General features: G+C 68.5%; 11 protein-coding genes and 1 pseudogene. 1 reads left to right on the forward strand and 11 read right to left on the reverse strand.

What is annotated here, in order from left to right; all coding sequences use genetic code 11:
* The 8 genes and pseudogenes from AU194_RS16345 to AU194_RS32630 form a co-directional block, all read right to left on the reverse strand.
* The coding region (locus AU194_RS16345; protein ID WP_157576138.1) for a DUF222 domain-containing protein at window positions 1-488 on the reverse strand (488 nt) is incomplete at its 3' end.
* Window positions 489-528: 40 nt separating this feature from the next.
* Window positions 529-2,421, reverse strand: a pseudogene (locus AU194_RS16350) (propionyl-CoA synthetase); the annotation flags it as partial.
* Between the two features lie 87 nt (window positions 2,422-2,508).
* The gene (locus AU194_RS16355) at window positions 2,509-3,189 is read right to left on the reverse strand and encodes a response regulator (protein ID WP_059090315.1); all 681 of its coding nucleotides are present in this window, start codon (window positions 3,187-3,189) and stop codon (window positions 2,509-2,511) included.
* Window positions 3,186-5,711, reverse strand: coding sequence for a sensor histidine kinase KdpD (locus AU194_RS16360; protein ID WP_059090316.1), 2,526 nt, complete (start codon window positions 5,709-5,711; stop codon window positions 3,186-3,188). The genes AU194_RS16355 and AU194_RS16360 overlap by 4 nt, the downstream gene beginning before the upstream one ends.
* Window positions 5,704-6,555 (reverse strand): potassium-transporting ATPase subunit C, encoded by an 852-nt coding sequence (locus AU194_RS16365; protein WP_059090343.1) that lies wholly within the window; start codon window positions 6,553-6,555, stop codon window positions 5,704-5,706. Before AU194_RS16365 ends, AU194_RS16360 begins: the two co-directional genes overlap by 8 nt.
* Before the next feature lie 2 nt (window positions 6,556-6,557).
* Complete coding sequence (kdpB, locus tag AU194_RS16370) at window positions 6,558-8,699, reverse strand: potassium-transporting ATPase subunit KdpB (protein WP_059090317.1); 2,142 nt, start codon at window positions 8,697-8,699, stop codon at window positions 6,558-6,560.
* A gap of 1 nt (window position 8,700) precedes the next feature.
* The gene (gene kdpA / locus AU194_RS16375) at window positions 8,701-10,371 is read right to left on the reverse strand and encodes a potassium-transporting ATPase subunit KdpA (protein WP_059090344.1); all 1,671 of its coding nucleotides are present in this window, start codon (window positions 10,369-10,371) and stop codon (window positions 8,701-8,703) included.
* Between the two features lie 2 nt (window positions 10,372-10,373).
* Window positions 10,374-10,475, reverse strand: coding sequence for a potassium-transporting ATPase subunit F (locus AU194_RS32630; protein ID WP_231743413.1), 102 nt, complete (start codon window positions 10,473-10,475; stop codon window positions 10,374-10,376).
* 255 nt (window positions 10,476-10,730) lie between these two features.
* Between AU194_RS32630 and AU194_RS16385 the strand changes: the two genes are divergently transcribed.
* A complete protein-coding gene (locus AU194_RS16385; RefSeq protein WP_059090318.1) occupies window positions 10,731-11,408 on the forward strand; it encodes a decarboxylase in 678 nt (225 codons plus the stop codon).
* Between the two features lie 68 nt (window positions 11,409-11,476).
* Here the strand turns inward: AU194_RS16385 and AU194_RS16390 are convergent, their stop codons facing one another.
* The 3 genes from AU194_RS16390 to AU194_RS16400 are packed head-to-tail and all read right to left on the reverse strand — an operon-like array spanning window position 11,477 to window position 14,845.
* Window positions 11,477-11,884 carry a RidA family protein gene (locus tag AU194_RS16390; RefSeq protein WP_059090319.1) on the reverse strand — a complete coding sequence of 136 codons (408 nt, stop codon included), beginning with the start codon at window positions 11,882-11,884 and terminating at the stop codon, window positions 11,477-11,479.
* A 58-nt stretch (window positions 11,885-11,942) separates the two neighbouring features.
* Window positions 11,943-13,523 carry a long-chain fatty acid--CoA ligase gene (locus AU194_RS16395; protein WP_231743415.1) on the reverse strand — a complete coding sequence of 527 codons (1,581 nt, stop codon included), beginning with the start codon at window positions 13,521-13,523 and terminating at the stop codon, window positions 11,943-11,945.
* Complete coding sequence (locus tag AU194_RS16400) at window positions 13,523-14,845, reverse strand: MFS transporter (RefSeq protein WP_059090321.1); 1,323 nt, start codon at window positions 14,843-14,845, stop codon at window positions 13,523-13,525. Before AU194_RS16400 ends, AU194_RS16395 begins: the two co-directional genes overlap by 1 nt.
* Window positions 14,846-14,861 lie beyond the last annotated feature (16 nt).

The following is a 14,861-nucleotide window of genomic DNA, read 5'->3' on the forward strand; positions in this document are numbered from 1 at the left end:
TCGGGCCGCAGCACACGGGCATGCCCGACGAGGTCGCGTTCGTAGTCGTCGCGGCGGGCAAACGACACCCAGATGGGCAGATTCTTGATGAAGTCCTGGATGATCCGCACGTGGGCAGAGCTGATCGCGCCTTCGGCGACCGCGGCCGCGGTATACGGCAGTTCGGGGCGCACGAATTGCCCGGTCAACGTCTGCCTCGGACCCAGCTGCCGCGTATCGGCCAGCCGTTCGCCGGCCTCGCGCAGCGACACCCGCAGCGCGTTGGCCAGCAGTTGTTTGTGCGAGGTGGCCCCGAAGTCGTTGGGCGAGGCCTCCATCACCCGGCTGGTCAACCGATGCTCGACGGCCGGGACCGCCCACAGGGCGGTCTTGATGCGATCGAGTTCGGCGAGCGCCTCGGCCGGGGTCAGGGCGTCGACGGACGCGGCCTGCAGTTCAGCCACGGCCGACACCAGGTCGTCGACCGCGGTGCCGAACCCTCCATCCATATATCGAACACTAGTGCGAGGGTCCGACAAGTAGGCGGGGCTACTTCTTCGTGCGCAACACCGGCTGGAGTTTGTCGATGACGGTTGGGTCCTCGATGGTCGAGGGCAGCGGCTCGTCCCGGCCTTCGGCGATCCCGCGCATGGTCTTGCGCAGGATCTTGCCGGACCGCGTCTTGGGCAGGGCGTGCACGATGTCGACCTGCTTCAGGCAGGCCACCGCACCGATGGTGTCGCGCACCGCCGCGACCAGCTGCGCTTCGAGACCCTCGGCGTCGGCGCCGGTCTTGAGCACCACGAAGCCGCGCGGCACCTGGCCCTTGAGATCGTGGGCGACACCGATCACCGCGCACTCGGCGACGGCGGGATGCGCGGCGAGCACCGCCTCGATCGAGCCCGTCGACATGCGGTGCCCGGCCACATTGATCACATCGTCGGTGCGGCCCATGACGAATAGGTAGCCGTCGTCGTCCATGTAGCCGCCGTCGCCGGTCAGGTAGTACCCGTCGAACGCCCGCAGGTACGAGGCGACGTACCGGTTGTCGTCACCCCACAGCGTCGGCAGTGTGCCGGGCGGCAGCGGCAGCTTCACGCAGATCGCGCCCTCTTCGTTGGCGGCGCACTCGGATCCGTCCGAGCGCAGGACCTTGACGTCGTAACCCGGCATCGGCATGGTCGCCGAGCCCGGTTTCACCGGCATGGGTTCGACGCCCATCGGGTTGCCGGCGATGGCCCACCCCGTCTCGGTCTGCCACCAGTGGTCGATCACCGGGATGCCGAGCTTCTCCGCGCTCCACTGATAGGTGTCCGGGTCGAGCCGCTCGCCCGCCTGGAAGAGGTACTTCAGCGAGGACAGGTCGTAGTGGGCGACTTCCTTGGCCTGCGGGTCCTCTTTCTTGATCGCCCGGACCGCCGTCGGCGCGGTGAACAACGCCTTGACGCCGTGCTCGGCGGCCACCCGCCAGAACGCCCCGGCATCCGGGGTGCCGACCGGTTTTCCTTCGTACAGAACGGTTGTCGCGCCGAGCAGCAGCGGTCCGTACACGATGTAGGAGTGCCCGACGACCCAGCCGACGTCGGATGCGGTCCAGAAGACGTCACCGGGTGCGATGTCGTAGAGGTTGCGCATGCTCCACATCAACGCGACGGCGTGGCCGCCGTTGTCGCGGACGATGCCCTTGGGCTTGCCGGTGGTGCCGGAGGTGTAGAGGACGTAGAGCGGGTCGGTCGCCGCGACCGGCACGGGGGCGACGGGTTCGGCGTCGGCGGCCAGTTCGGTCCACTCGTGGTCGCGGCCCGCGATCAGGTCGCACCGGTGGCGATCGCGCTGCAGGATCACGCACGCCGACGGTTTGTGCTCGGCCATCTCGATGGCTGCGTCGAGCATCGGTTTGTACTCGACGGTGCGGGTCGGCTCGATGCCGCACGACGCCGACACGACCACGGTCGGGCGGGCGTCGTCGATGCGGGCGGCCAGCTCGTGTGCGGCGAATCCGCCGAACACCACCGAATGAATGGCGCCGAGACGGGCGCAGGCCAGCATGGCGATCAGTGCCTCGGGGACCATCGGCATGTAGATGACGACGCGGTCACCCTTGCCGACGCCGAGGCCCCGCAGTGCGCCGGCGAACCGTGCGGTCCGATCCAGCAGTTCGCGGTAGGTGAAGGTGGCCTTGGTGCCGGTGACGGGTGAGTCGTAGATCAGCGCGGTCTGATCGCCGCGGCCGCCGTCGACGTGGCGGTCCAGGGCGTTGGCGCAAGTGTTGAGCTCGCCGTCGGGGAACCAGCGGTAGAAGGGCGGGTTCGTGTCGTCGAGGATGCGGGTCGGCTCCCGGGTCCAGGTGACCGCTTGTGCGGCCTCGGCCCAGAACTTCTCGGGTTCGTCGATGCTGGCGCGCAACAGGTCTCGATAGCCGCTCATACCGGCACGGTATACCGAGCGAACCGCTGGTGGTTCAAGACCTCGACGTTGATGTTGAAACGCGGCACGAGGATGCTCCTCGCCGCCGTCGGGCTTCGGTCGCTACTGCTCGAACCGGTAGCCCATTCCCGCCTCGGTCAGCAGGTGCACCGGATGGGACGGGTCGTCCTCGAGTTTGCTGCGCAGTTGTGCGAGATAGACGCGCAGGTAGTGCGTCTCCTTGGCGTACGCCGGGCCCCACACCTCCCTGAGCAACTCCTCACGGCCGACGAGCTTGCCGCGGTGACGCACCAACATCTCGAGCATTCCCCACTCGGTGGGGGTCAGGTGCACCTCCGCGCCGTTCTTGATCACCCGCTTGGCCGCGAGGTCCACGGTGAACGAGGCGGTCTCGACGATCGGTTCGCCGGTGTCGAACACGGGCGTCGCACGGCGTACCGCGGCCCGCAGCCGGGCGAGGAACTCGTCCATGCCAAAGGGTTTGGTGACGTAGTCGTCGGCGCCGGCGTCGAGGGCCTCGACCTTGTCGGCGGAGTCGGTGCGCGCGGACAGCACGATGACCGGCGCCGAGAGCCAGCCCCGCAGTCCGGCGAGCACGTCGATTCCCGACATGTCGGGCAGGCCCAGGTCGAGCACGATGACGTCGGGCTTGTGGTCGGCGGCGGCGCGTAACGCCTCGGCGCCGGTGGCCGCGGTGGTCACCTCGTAACCGCGGACCGACAGGTTGATCCGCAGTGCGCGCAGGATCTGGGGTTCATCGTCGATGACGAGCACACGGCTCATCCCGAGACCTCCGTTGCGGCGGCCAGTTCGATCTCGACGGTCAACCCACCGCCCGGGGTGTCGCCGGCGGTGACGGAACCGCCCATCGCCTCGACGAATCCGCGCGCGACCGACAGACCGAGTCCGACGCCGTTGGTGGTGTCACGGTCGCCGAGGCGTTGGAAGGCGTCGAACACTCGGTCCTGCGCGCCGGGCGGTATGCCGGGTCCTCGGTCGGCGACGGCGATCAGCACCCGGTCACCCACCTGCCCGGCGGTCACGCGCACCGGACCGTCCGGCGCGTACCGCAGGGCGTTGTCGACGAGGTTAGCCACGACTCGCTCGAGCAGGCCGCTGTCCGCGGCGACCACGCAGCCGTCGACGCCGACTTCCACTCGGTCGACGTCGACTGCACCGGATCCGGTTGCGCCGCGGCTGATTCCGACGAGCGCGCGTTGTACGGTCTCCTCGAGGTAGACGGGCCGCAGCTGCGGACGGACGACGCCCGCGGCCAGGCGGGAGGAGTCGAGCAGATTGGCCACCAGGGCGGTCAGCTGATCGACGGACTCCTCGACGGTCGCCAGCAGTTCGGCGCGGTCGTCGGGGGAGAAGTCGACATCGTCGGCGCGCAGGCTGGACACCGCGGCCTTCGCTGCCGCCAGGGGTGTGCGCAAATCGTGGCTGACCGCCGACAGCAGGGACCGGCGCAGCTCGTCGGCGCGGGTGATGGCCTCGGCTCGGCCCGCCTCCTCGATGAGTTCCCGCTGCCGCACCAGTCCGGCTGCCTGGCCTGCGACCGCCGCGAGCACCCGGCGATCGCGGGCGGCCAGCCTGCGCCCGGCGAGCAGCAGCCAGAACTCGTCGTCGCCGACCTCGATCGCGGTGTCGGCGGCGGCGATGTCCGAGCACGGCTCCGGGCCCACCGACGCGATGACGCCGGCGCCCTCGCGCACCAAGCTGACCGACCGCTGCGCGTAGGTTTCGCGGACGCGCTCGAGCAGCATGCCGAGGTCAGCCCCACGCAGGACGGCGCCGGCGAACAGGGCGAGCAGTTCGGCCTCCCGCGAGGCCTGTCGCGCCTCCCGGCGCCGGTTGGCAGCGCTGTCCACCAGTGCCGCGACGGCCACGGCGACGGCGAGCAACACCACGATGGTCAGCGCGCTGTCGGGGTCGGCGATCGTGAACGTGTGCCGGGGGTTGATCAGAAAGTAGTTGAGCAGCAGGCCGGACAGGACCGCGGACAGCGCCGCCGGTGCCACGCCGCCGAGCAGTGCGACCAGCAGGACGCCGATGAAGAACAGGGCACTCTCGCCGGCCACGCCGAGCAGCGGGTCGAGCGTCACGACGGTCAGGGTGCAGATCAGCGCGGGTACGACGAGCGCGGCGAACCACGAGGCGGCGTGTCCGAATCGGCGAGCCGATGACGAATGTCTACGCGATGCAGCGTGGGTCACCATGTGCACATCGATCGTGCCGGACTGCTGGACCACCGCGGCCCCGGTGCCTTCGTCGAAGATCCGCGCCCACCGGGACCGTCGTGACGTGCCGATGACCAGCTGGGTGGCGTTGCGTTCGCGGGCGAAGTCCAGTAGCGCGGTGGGGATGTCGTCGCCGGTCACCGTGTGCACCGTGGCGCCCAGGCTGGTGGCGAGTTCACGCACCCGGCCCATCTGCGGTGCCGACACTCCGGTGAGCCCGTCACCGCGGACGACGTGCACGACCATCAGTTCGGCGCTCGACCGTGACGCGATGCGGGAGGCACGGCGCACCAACGTCTCGGACTCCGAACCGCCGGTGACCGCGACGACGACACGTTCGCGCGCTTCCCAGGTGTCGGTGATCCGGTTGTCGGCGCGGTACTTCGCCAGCGCGGCGTCGACCTGATCGGCCAGCCACAACAGTGCGAGTTCGCGCAACGCGGTGAGGTTGCCGCGCCGGAAGTAGTTCGACAGCGCCGCGTCGATACGTTCGGGGGCGTAGACGTTCCCATGAGAAAGTCTGCGCCGCAACGCTTCCGGGGTGATGTCGACGAGCTCGACCTGATCGGCGGCCCGCACCACCTCATCGGGTACGGTCTCGAGCTGTTCGATGCCGGTGATCTGGGTGACGACGTCGTTGAGGCTCTCGAGATGCTGAACGTTGACCGTCGAGACGACCGTGATGCCTGCGGCCAGCAGCTCTTCGACGTCCTGCCAGCGTTTCGCGTTGCGGCTGCCCGGGGTGTTGGTGTGGGCGAGTTCGTCGACGAGCGCGACCTGGGGGCGGCGGGCGAGTACGGCGTCGACGTCGAGTTCGGCGAAGCTCCCGCCTCGGTAGGAGATGTGCCGTGCCGGGATCACCTCGATGCCGTCGAGGAGTTCGGCGGTCTTGGCGCGGCCGTGGGTCTCGACGACGGCGGCCACCAGGTCGGTGCCGCGGGCCAGGCGCCGGTGCGCTTCGCCGAGCATCGCGTAGGTCTTGCCGACGCCGGGAGCTGCGCCCAGGTAGATGCGCAGCTCCCCGCGTTTCGGGCCGTTGGCCGCCGTCACCCTCTCATCATCCACCGTCGAGTGCGAGGTTGAGCTCCAGCACGTTGACCCGCGGTTCGCCGAGGAAGCCCAGTGTGCGGCCCTCGGTGTGGGCGTCGACCAGCGCGCGCACTGCCTCGGGGCGCATGCCGCGCGCGGCCGCGACCCGGTTCACCTGCAGCTGTGCGTATTCCGGCGAGATGTCCGGGTCGAGCCCACTGCCGCTCGCGGTGACCGCGTCGGCGGGCACCGGGGACGGGTCGGGGGCGTCGCCGCGGACGGGAATGATCTCGCCGGCGGAGTAGTCCTCGCCGGGTCGGGCGCATTCGACGCGCACGCCGGCGTAGGTATCCAGGAACGGCCGGTCCGTCGCGGCGCAGGGTTCGTTGACGCTGACCACTCGGGCGGGGTGGGTGACGTGTCCGTCGGCACCCCTGGGGCCGAGCACCGACAGCACCGCGCCGACGCCACCGCCGGTGCAGTACGGACGTGCGCCGGCTTCATCTGGCAAACCCTCGAACCGCGCGACGGCCTTGCTCCGCGCACACACCTGGCTGAGCAGACTCGGCCGGTCCGGGGCGTCGACGATGTCCTCCGGGCCGAGGTTGCTCGCGCCGGACGCCAGTGGATCGTAACCGTCGCCCGCCGCCGACGGTCGCCCCTGGAAGTACTGCGGTCCGGTGAACGGCTGGCCGATCAGGCTGCTGCCCACCGGCTTCCCCGCCTGCGTCACGAGAGATCCGTCGGCCCTGTCCCGTAACCCGGGTAGCTGCGCGATGAGCCAGATCGACGCCGGGTACACGAGGCCGAGGAGCACGGTCAGCACCAGCAGCGCGCGCAGTGCGGCGGTGTGCTGACGAAGGAGGCTGGAGAGTTTCACGGTCACATTCCCGGGAGGAGTTGGACGACGAGGTCGATGAGTTTGATGCCGACGAACGGCGCGACGATGCCACCGAGGCCGTAGACGGACAGGTTGCGGCTCAACAGTTTCGACGCGCTGCCCGGCGTGTACCGCACCCCGCGCAGTGCCAGCGGGATCAGCGCGACGATCACCAGCGCGTTGAAGACGACGGCGGACAGGATGGCCGACTGAGGGCTGTGCAGGCGCATGACGTTGAGCACGTCGAGGCCGGGGTAGAGGCCGACGAACAGTGCGGGGATGATCGCGAAGTACTTCGCGATGTCGTTGGCGATCGAGAACGTGGTGAGCGCCCCGCGGGTGATCAACAGCTGCTTGCCGATCTCGACGATCTCGATCAGCTTGGTGGGGTCGGAATCCAGGTCGACCATGTTGCCCGCCTCTTTGGCCGCCGCGGTGCCGCTGTTCATCGCGACGCCGACATCGGCCTGGGCGAGGGCGGGGGCGTCGTTGGTGCCGTCCCCGGTCATCGCGACCAGCTTTCCGCCGGCTTGCTCTTTCTTGATGAGCGCCATCTTGTCTTCGGGGGTGGCCTCGGCGAGGAAGTCGTCGACACCGGCCTCGTCGGCGATCGCCCTGGCGGTCAACGGGTTGTCCCCGGTGATCATCACGGTGCGGATACCCATGCGGCGCATCTCGTCGAAGCGTTCCCGCATTCCCCTCTTGACGACATCCTTGAGGTGGACGACGCCGAGAACATGGGCACCGCCATCCCTGACCTGCCCGACCACCAGCGGGGTGCCACCCGCGGCGGAGATCCGGGTGACGATGTCGTCGAGTTCGGCTGGGACATCGCCGCCTTCGGCGCGGATCCATTCCGACACCGAGCCGGCCGCACCCTTGCGTAGGCGCAGTCCGCCGACGTCGACGCCCGACATGCGCGTGGCGGCACTGAACTCCACCCACTGGGCGTCGACGAGTTCGTCGCGGCTGCGCGCCCGCAACCCGTGGTCCCGCTTGGCGAACACCACGATGGAACGGCCCTCGGGGGTTTCGTCGGCCAGGCTCGACAACTGTGCCGCATCGGCGAATTCGGCGGCCGTGACGCCGCTGAGGGGGACGAACTCCGCGGCCTGCCGGTTGCCGAGTGTGATGGTGCCGGTCTTGTCGAGCAGCAGCGTGTTGACGTCGCCGGCGGCCTCGACGGCGCGACCGGACACCGCCAAGACGTTGCGTTGTACCAATCGGTCCATCCCGGCGATACCGATCGCGGACAGCAGCGCCCCGATGGTGGTGGGAATCAGGCAGACCAGCAGCGAGACCAGCACGATGCCGGTGATGCCGTCGCCGCCGAGGGCCGGGTTGTCCGGGACGCCGGGGCTGCCCGCCTTGGCGTAGATCGCCAGCGGCTGGAGGGTGGCGACGGCGACGACGAACACGATCGTCAGCGACGTCAGCAGGATGTTCAGTGCGATCTCGTTCGGGGTCTTCTGCCGGTTGGCGCCCTCGACGAGCGCGATCATGCGGTCGATGAAGCTGTCGCCCGGCTGCTGAGTGATGCGGACGACGATGCGGTCACTGAGGACCGTCGTGCCGCCGGTCACCGCCGACCGGTCGCCGCCGGATTCGCGGATCACCGGCGCGGACTCACCGGTGATGGCCGATTCGTCCACCGAGGCGATGCCTTCCACCACCTCGCCGTCCCCGGGGATGACGTCACCGGCCTCGACGACGACGATGTCGCCCTGCCGCAGCAGTGGTGCCGCGACCTCTTCGGCGGTGCCGGGCCGGCCGGGCCCCCACCCGATGAGGCGGCGGGCCATGGTGTCAGCCTTGGTCTTTCGCAGTGTGTCCGCCTGTGCCTTACCGCGGCCTTCGGCGACCGCTTCGGCGAGGTTGGCGAACAGAACCGTCAGCCACAACCAGAGGACGGTCAGCACGCCGAACCACGTCGGTTTCATCAGCGCGAGCACGCTGCTCCAGACGGCGCCGATCTCCACGATCAGCATGACCGGGTTGCGCCACAGGGTGCGGGGGTCGAGTTTGCGGAACGCCGCCGGTAGCGACTGCCACAGCATGCCGGGGTCGAGTAGCCCGCCGGGGATCTTCTTCGGTGCCGGATCGTTCGGGCGGGTGGTACGCGCGTCTATGGCGGTCAGGGTCATGTCAGTGAAGTCCTTCAGCGAGGGGGCCGAGCGCGAGTGCGGGCAGGAACGTGAGGGCGACGAGGATCAGCGTCACGCCGGTGACCATGCCGACGAACTGCGGCCGGTGGGTGGGCAGGGTGCCCACCGACTCGGGCGTCTTGCCCTGACGGGCAAAGGATCCGGCTAGAGCGAGGACGAGGATGACCGGGAGGAAGCGGCCGAACAGCATGGCCAGGCCCAGCGCGGTGTTGTACCACGTGGTGTTGACCGACAGCCCCGCGAACGCCGAGCCGTTGTTGTTGGCTGCAGAGGTGAACGCGTAGAGGACCTCCGACAGGCCGTGAGGACCGGTGTTGAGCATGCCGTCGCGCTGCCCCGGCAATGCCATGGCGATCGCGGTGCCGGTCAGTACGAGTAGCGGCGTGACGAGGAAATAGGTTGCCGCGAGCTTGATTTCGCGGGGTGTGATCTTCTTGCCGAGGTACTCCGGGGTGCGGCCCACCATCAGACCCGCCACGAAGACGGTGATGACGGCCAGAACCAGCATGCTGTACAGACCCGAGCCGACACCTCCGGGCGCGACCTCGCCGAGTTGCATGTTGAACAGGGTCATCAAGCCGCCGAGGCTGGTGTAGGAGTCGTGGAACGAGTTGACCGCGCCGGTGGAGGTGAGCGTCGTGAGATCGGCGAACACCGCGGAGTCGGCGACGCCGAAGCGCTGTTCGACGCCTTCCATCGCCGAGCCGACGGCCGTCGGGACGGTGCCGTGCGCCTGTGCCTGAAAGGTCATCATCAGCGCGAGGCTCAGCGTGGCGATGACGCCCATGACCGCGACGATCGCCACACCCTGCTTACGGCTGCCCACCATGCGTCCGAAGGTGCGGGGCAGTGAGAAGGCGATGCACGAGAGCAGGAAGATCTCGACCCAGTTCGTCCAGGCGGTCGGGTTCTCGAACGGGTGCGCGGAGTTGGCGTTGAAGAAGCCGCCACCGTTGGTGCCGAGCTCCTTGATGGCTTCCTGGCTGGCGACGGGGCCGCCCGGGATGGGCTGCTGGGCGCCCGAGAGCGTCGTGACGACGGTGTCGTGGAGCGCGAAGTTCTGGATCACGCCGCCGGACACCAGGATGACTGCGGCGATCACGCTCAGCGGCAGGAGGATGCGCAGGCTGCCGCGAACGAGGTCGACCCAGAAGTTGCCGAGTTCCGTTGTGTCACGACGGGCCAGACCGCGCACGAACGCCATCGCGACAGCCATACCGACGGCGGCCGAGACGAAGTTCTGCACGGTGAGGCCGGCCATCTGCACGAGGTGGCCCTGGGTGGATTCGCCGGAGTACGCCTGCCAGTTGGTGTTGGTCACGAAACTGACGGCCGTGTTCCACGCCAGCGATGGCGTCATCTCGGTGGCCGGATCGGTCAGGTGCAGCGGCAATCTCGTCTGCAGCAGTTGCAGGCCGAACAGGAACAGGACGCTCACCGCGGAGAAGGCCAGCAGGCTGCGCGCATAGGAGCCCCAGCCCTGCTCGGCGGCGGGGTCCGCGCCGATCAGTCGGTAGACCACGCGCTCTGTGCGCCAGTGCTTTTCGGTGGTGTAGACCCGGTACATGTAATCGCCGAGCGGCACGTGGACGGCCGCGAGGGCCACGGCCAGGCTGAGGGCGAACAAAACGCCCGCGGCGGTGGTGCTCACGGTCATAACCTCTCGGGGAACAGCAACGCGGCGAAAAGGAAGACGACGATCGCGACGGCCAGCGCCAGGCCGACGAGGTTTGTGATCACAGCTGTTCGACCCACTTCTGGATCACCCCGAGAAGCGCGAAGGCCGTGACCGTCAGCGCGAGGTATCCGAGCACAGACATACCGTCTCCGTATCTGCGCCACCGTGTCTCGGTGGCCGCCGACCAGCATCGGCCCGGACGAGCGCGACTTCGACGGTCTTGACGGTTTCTTGACGGGGTAAGGCGGCGTCTTTACGGACGCTTAGCACTCGCCGGAGGGTCACAGGTTGCGGACAGCGTGGCCCGAGGTCGCACCGCCACGATCGATTCCATGATCAAGTTCCGTCGCTCGCAGTCCCTGCCCCGCCACACGGCGTGCCACCGCGCGTTACGGGGGACGCCGCTGCATGTCCCTGCCGAGTTGTTGACGACGGCGTCGCTGGCCGAGTGGGTGCGCCGACGTGGGTTGGGGGTCGACGTGTCCAGCGTCGAGGAGCTGCAGGTGGCGTTGGAGGCGGGGTTACCGCCGTCACGGGTGTCCGCGCTGTCCCGGGACGTCGCGGCGGTCGAGGCCGCGGTGGCGGCCGGCGTCGGGCGGTTCGTGATCGGCGGGTGGGCCGAGGTGCTGCTGCTGGCGGGGCGGCCGGCGGCGGCGCATCGCGTGGTGGTGGATGTCAGCGAGCCGACGGGGGAGCGCCTGGCGTCGTCGGTGCTGTCGATGGGCCGGCTCGACGTGGTGGGGCTGCGCTGCGGGGTTGCGGGTGAGGCGTCGGCGGCCGAGGCGGTGCGCCGGATGATCGAGCAGATGGCGCGGCTGCGTCGCGAACACGGGGTGATCCTGACGCGGGCGTGCCTGTCGGGCTACGGGCGTGCCGATGCCGACCCGCAGGAGCTGCGGCAGGGGGTGCATCGCGTGCAGTTGGCGGTGGAGGAGGCGTGCGCGGAGTTGCGGTATCCGCGCCCGGCGTTGGTGCTGTCGCTGCAGGCGGCGACGTTGGTGGAGTCTTGAGGTGTCGTCGTTGCCGAGTTCTACACCAGGGTCGTCGAAGCCGCCGCTTGACGACCCTGGTGTAGAACTCAGCCGACGACCGCGGTCGCTTCGATCTCCACGAGCATGTCGGGTTCGGCCAGCGCGGCGACACCGATGCCAGTCAGCGGGGGAGCCGCGGTGGTGCCGAGCCTGGCTTGTGCGCGGGTGAGACCGTCGGCGAGGGCGGGCATCTTGTCGGGCGTCCAGTCGACGAGGTAGACGGTCAGCTTCGCGACGTCGTCGAAGGTGGCTCCGGCCGCGGCGAGTGCAGTGCCGATGTTGAGGTAGCACTGCTCGACCTGGGCGGCGAGATCGCCGGCGCCGACCGTGGTGCCGGCGGCGTCGCAGGCGACCTGGCCGGCGATGAAGACGAGCTTCGACCCGGTGGCCACGGAGACCTGGTGGTACAGGCTGACGGCGGGTAGGCCCTCGGGGTTGGTCAGGGTGATCGGCATGTGCGCTCCTGGGCTATGTCTCGCGGTAGGGCGTCAACATACGGTGACGCCAAGCCGCTCAGAAAGCGGGCTGGCGAATATCCCGTCGTAGAGCGACTTTCGAGATCTTGCCGGTGCCGGTCCTGGGGAGTTCGTCGAGAACGACGATCTCCTCGGGGATCCACCAGCCGGCCACCAAGCCGTCCAGGTGGTCGCGGACCAGGTCGGCGGTCACCTCGCACCCGGCGGTGGGGACGATGCACGCCAACGGGCGCTCACCCCACTTGTCATGTGGCACACCGATCACCGCCGCTTCGGCGACCCCCGGGCACGTCATGATCGCGTTCTCCAGTTCGACCGAGGAGATCCACTCGCCGCCCGACTTGACCAGGTCCTTCACGCGATCGACAATCCGGACGAGTCCCCTGGCGTCGATGGTGGCGATGTCTCCGGTACGGAGCCACCCGTCGTCGGTGAAGGCCGAAGATCCGTCGGTGCGGCCGAAGTAGCCGCCTGCGACAGTGGGACCGGCGACCTGCAGCTCACCCGAGGTCACCCCGTCGTGGGGGGCGGAGGAGCCGTCGTCACGCCGAAGGCGAAGCGACACAAGCGGTATGGCCGGCCCGGGCAGGCTCAGCGTGTCGGTACGATCGGCGGAATCCCCGCTGGGGAGGCGCGCACTGCAGACGAGCGGACTGGTCTCGGTCATCCCCCAGGAACTGCACAACGGCACCCCGACCTCGTCGTCGTACTGTCGGGACAGGCTCGCAGGCAGGGGACCACCGCCGCTGACGAGTCGGCGCAACGCGGGCAGCCGTCGACCCCGAAGGTGCGGGAGCACGCTGCGCCAAACCGTGGTCACGGCGGCCGCGATGGTGACGTCCGCCGCGTCGATCGTCTCGGCGAGTTGCGTCGGTTGCGTCGCGTGGCCCGGCAGGACCAGCGACGCCCCGGCCATCATCGCCGCGTACGGGAGGCCCCACGCGTTGACGTGGAACATCGGCACGATCGGTAGCACCACGTCGTTCTCGCTGATCGCGAAGGTGTCTGCCATCAGCAGTGTCATGGCGTGCAGCACGATCGACCGATGGTCGTACAGAACACCTTTCGGCCGCCCAGTGGTGCCGGAGGTGTAACAGAGGGCGGCGGCGGTGCGTTCGTCGGCGACGTCGAAGACGGCGGCGGGCTCGGCGCCGGCGAGCAGGTCCTCGTAGTCGTGCACGCGAGGGTCGTCCGGAATGCGCGGTCCGGGCCCGTCGTCCATCACCACCAGGTGACGCACGGTGTGGAACCGGTCGACCAGCGGCCACACCACATCCAGGATCGACCGGTCGACGAACAGGACGTCGTCCTGGGCGTCGTTGACGATGTAGACGATGTCATCGGCGAACAGTCGGTGGTTGATGGTGTGCAGGATTCGGTTGGTGCACGGCACCGCCATGTAGAGCTCGAGGTGGCGCTGACTGTTCCACCCGAAGGTGCCCACCCGTGCGTCGTGCGGAACCCCGAGGTCGTCGAGCACTCCAGCGAGACGCCGGATTCGTTGTGCGACCGCACCATAGGTCACCGAGCTGTCGTGCTGCGTGCGAACGGTCTTGTGGCTGAACCGACCCTCGATGCCGTCCATCAACATCGGGAGGCTCAGGGGCCGGTCCTGCATCAGGCCGTGCATGTGCTCGCATCCTCACGCTTGATGGCGTGGCCGAGCACCGGTGCCAGCGCGACGCCGATGATCGAGGCGATGATGACGACGTAGAACCCGGCGGACGGATTGTTCGTCGCGGTCTCGGCCAGTCCGAACAGGTATGGCCCGACGAACCCGCCGATCAGGCCGATGGTGTTGATGAACGCCAGGCTGGCCGCGGCCATCAGCCCGGACATGCGCGCCATCGCGATGGACCAGAACAGCGGCAGAGTGCCGAACACGAAGATCATCGAGACCGCGATGACCAGGATGCGGGCCAACGCGCTGGACGACAGCATGAACGCGATCGAGGTGACCAGCGTTGCGGCGGCCAGGATGCCGACGGCACTCGCCTCACGCTGGTATCGGGCGAACAGGCGGGGCACCACCAGCACGCCGATCGTCGCGCCGATTCCCGCGCTTCCGGACAGGAGCCCGATGAGGAACGAGCCGCTGATGTCGAGGTCTTCGACGATCGCGGGGATGTTGAAAACGATTCCGACGTTGGTGATCTGGTTGAAGAAGTAGATGAGTGCGACCACGATGACGAACGGTCGACCGAAGGCCTTCTTGACGTTGCCGCGGATCTTGGTCGCGCTGTCGTGGTGCGCGCCGGTCGCGCGCTCGGTGAGGATCTGCGCCTCATCGGCGGACAGCCACTTCGCTTCGCTGGGTGTTTGGGGGAGCTTCAACCAGACCAGCACGCCGACGAGAACGGTGACGGCACCTTCGATGAGGAACATCCACTGCCAGCCGTGCAGTCCGAGTGCGCTGTCGAGTTCCATCAGCGCTCCGCCCATGGGGCCACCGACGACCAGCGCGATGGTGGGCGCCAGGTAGATGAAGCCGACGACGGTGGCGCGGTAGCTCTGGGCGAACCAGACCGTGACCATGTACATCAGGGCGGGGTAGAGGCCGGCTTCCGCGGCGCCGAGCAGGAAGCGCATGACGTAGAAGGACAGGTCGCCCTGGACGAACATCATCAAGGCGGACAGGGTGCCCCAGGTGACGGCGATGCGGGCGATCCACCGGCGTGGCCCGACGCGATACATGACCAGGTTGCTGGGGACTTCGAGGAATGCGTAGCTGATGAAGAAGATGCCTGCGCCGAAACCGAATGCCGCGGCGCTGATGCCGACGTCGGCTTCGAGGTGGGTCTTGGCGAGCGCGACGTTGGTGCGGTCGATGTAGGCCATGAAGTAGACCGCGCACATGACGGGCAGCAGTCGCAGCACGGCCTTGCGGGTGGCGTGCTTGTGCAGTTCGTCGGCCGATGCGAGCACAGAGTTGATGCTCATATGGCTCCTTCTCGCT

The sequence above is a fragment of the Mycobacterium sp. GA-2829 genome (genome assembly GCF_001499965.1).
GTDB lineage: Bacteria > Actinomycetota > Actinomycetes > Mycobacteriales > Mycobacteriaceae > Mycobacterium.

What these genes read in the sequence shown, in the direction of transcription:
- AU194_RS16400 (WP_059090321.1), bottom strand. Translation starts at nt 14,845, where the DNA reads ATGAGCATCAACTCTGTGCTCGCATCGGCCGACGAACTGCACAAGCAC.
- AU194_RS16395 (WP_231743415.1), bottom strand. Translation starts at nt 13,523, where the DNA reads ATGCAGGACCGGCCCCTGAGCCTCCCGATGTTGATGGACGGCATCGAG.
- kdpB (WP_059090317.1), bottom strand. Translation starts at nt 8,699, where the DNA reads ATGACCCTGACCGCCATAGACGCGCGTACCACCCGCCCGAACGATCCG.
- AU194_RS16390 (WP_059090319.1), bottom strand. Translation starts at nt 11,884, where the DNA reads ATGCCGATCACCCTGACCAACCCCGAGGGCCTACCCGCCGTCAGCCTG.
- AU194_RS16385 (WP_059090318.1), top strand. Translation starts at nt 10,731, where the DNA reads ATGATCAAGTTCCGTCGCTCGCAGTCCCTGCCCCGCCACACGGCGTGC.
- AU194_RS16355 (WP_059090315.1), bottom strand. Translation starts at nt 3,189, where the DNA reads ATGAGCCGTGTGCTCGTCATCGACGATGAACCCCAGATCCTGCGCGCA.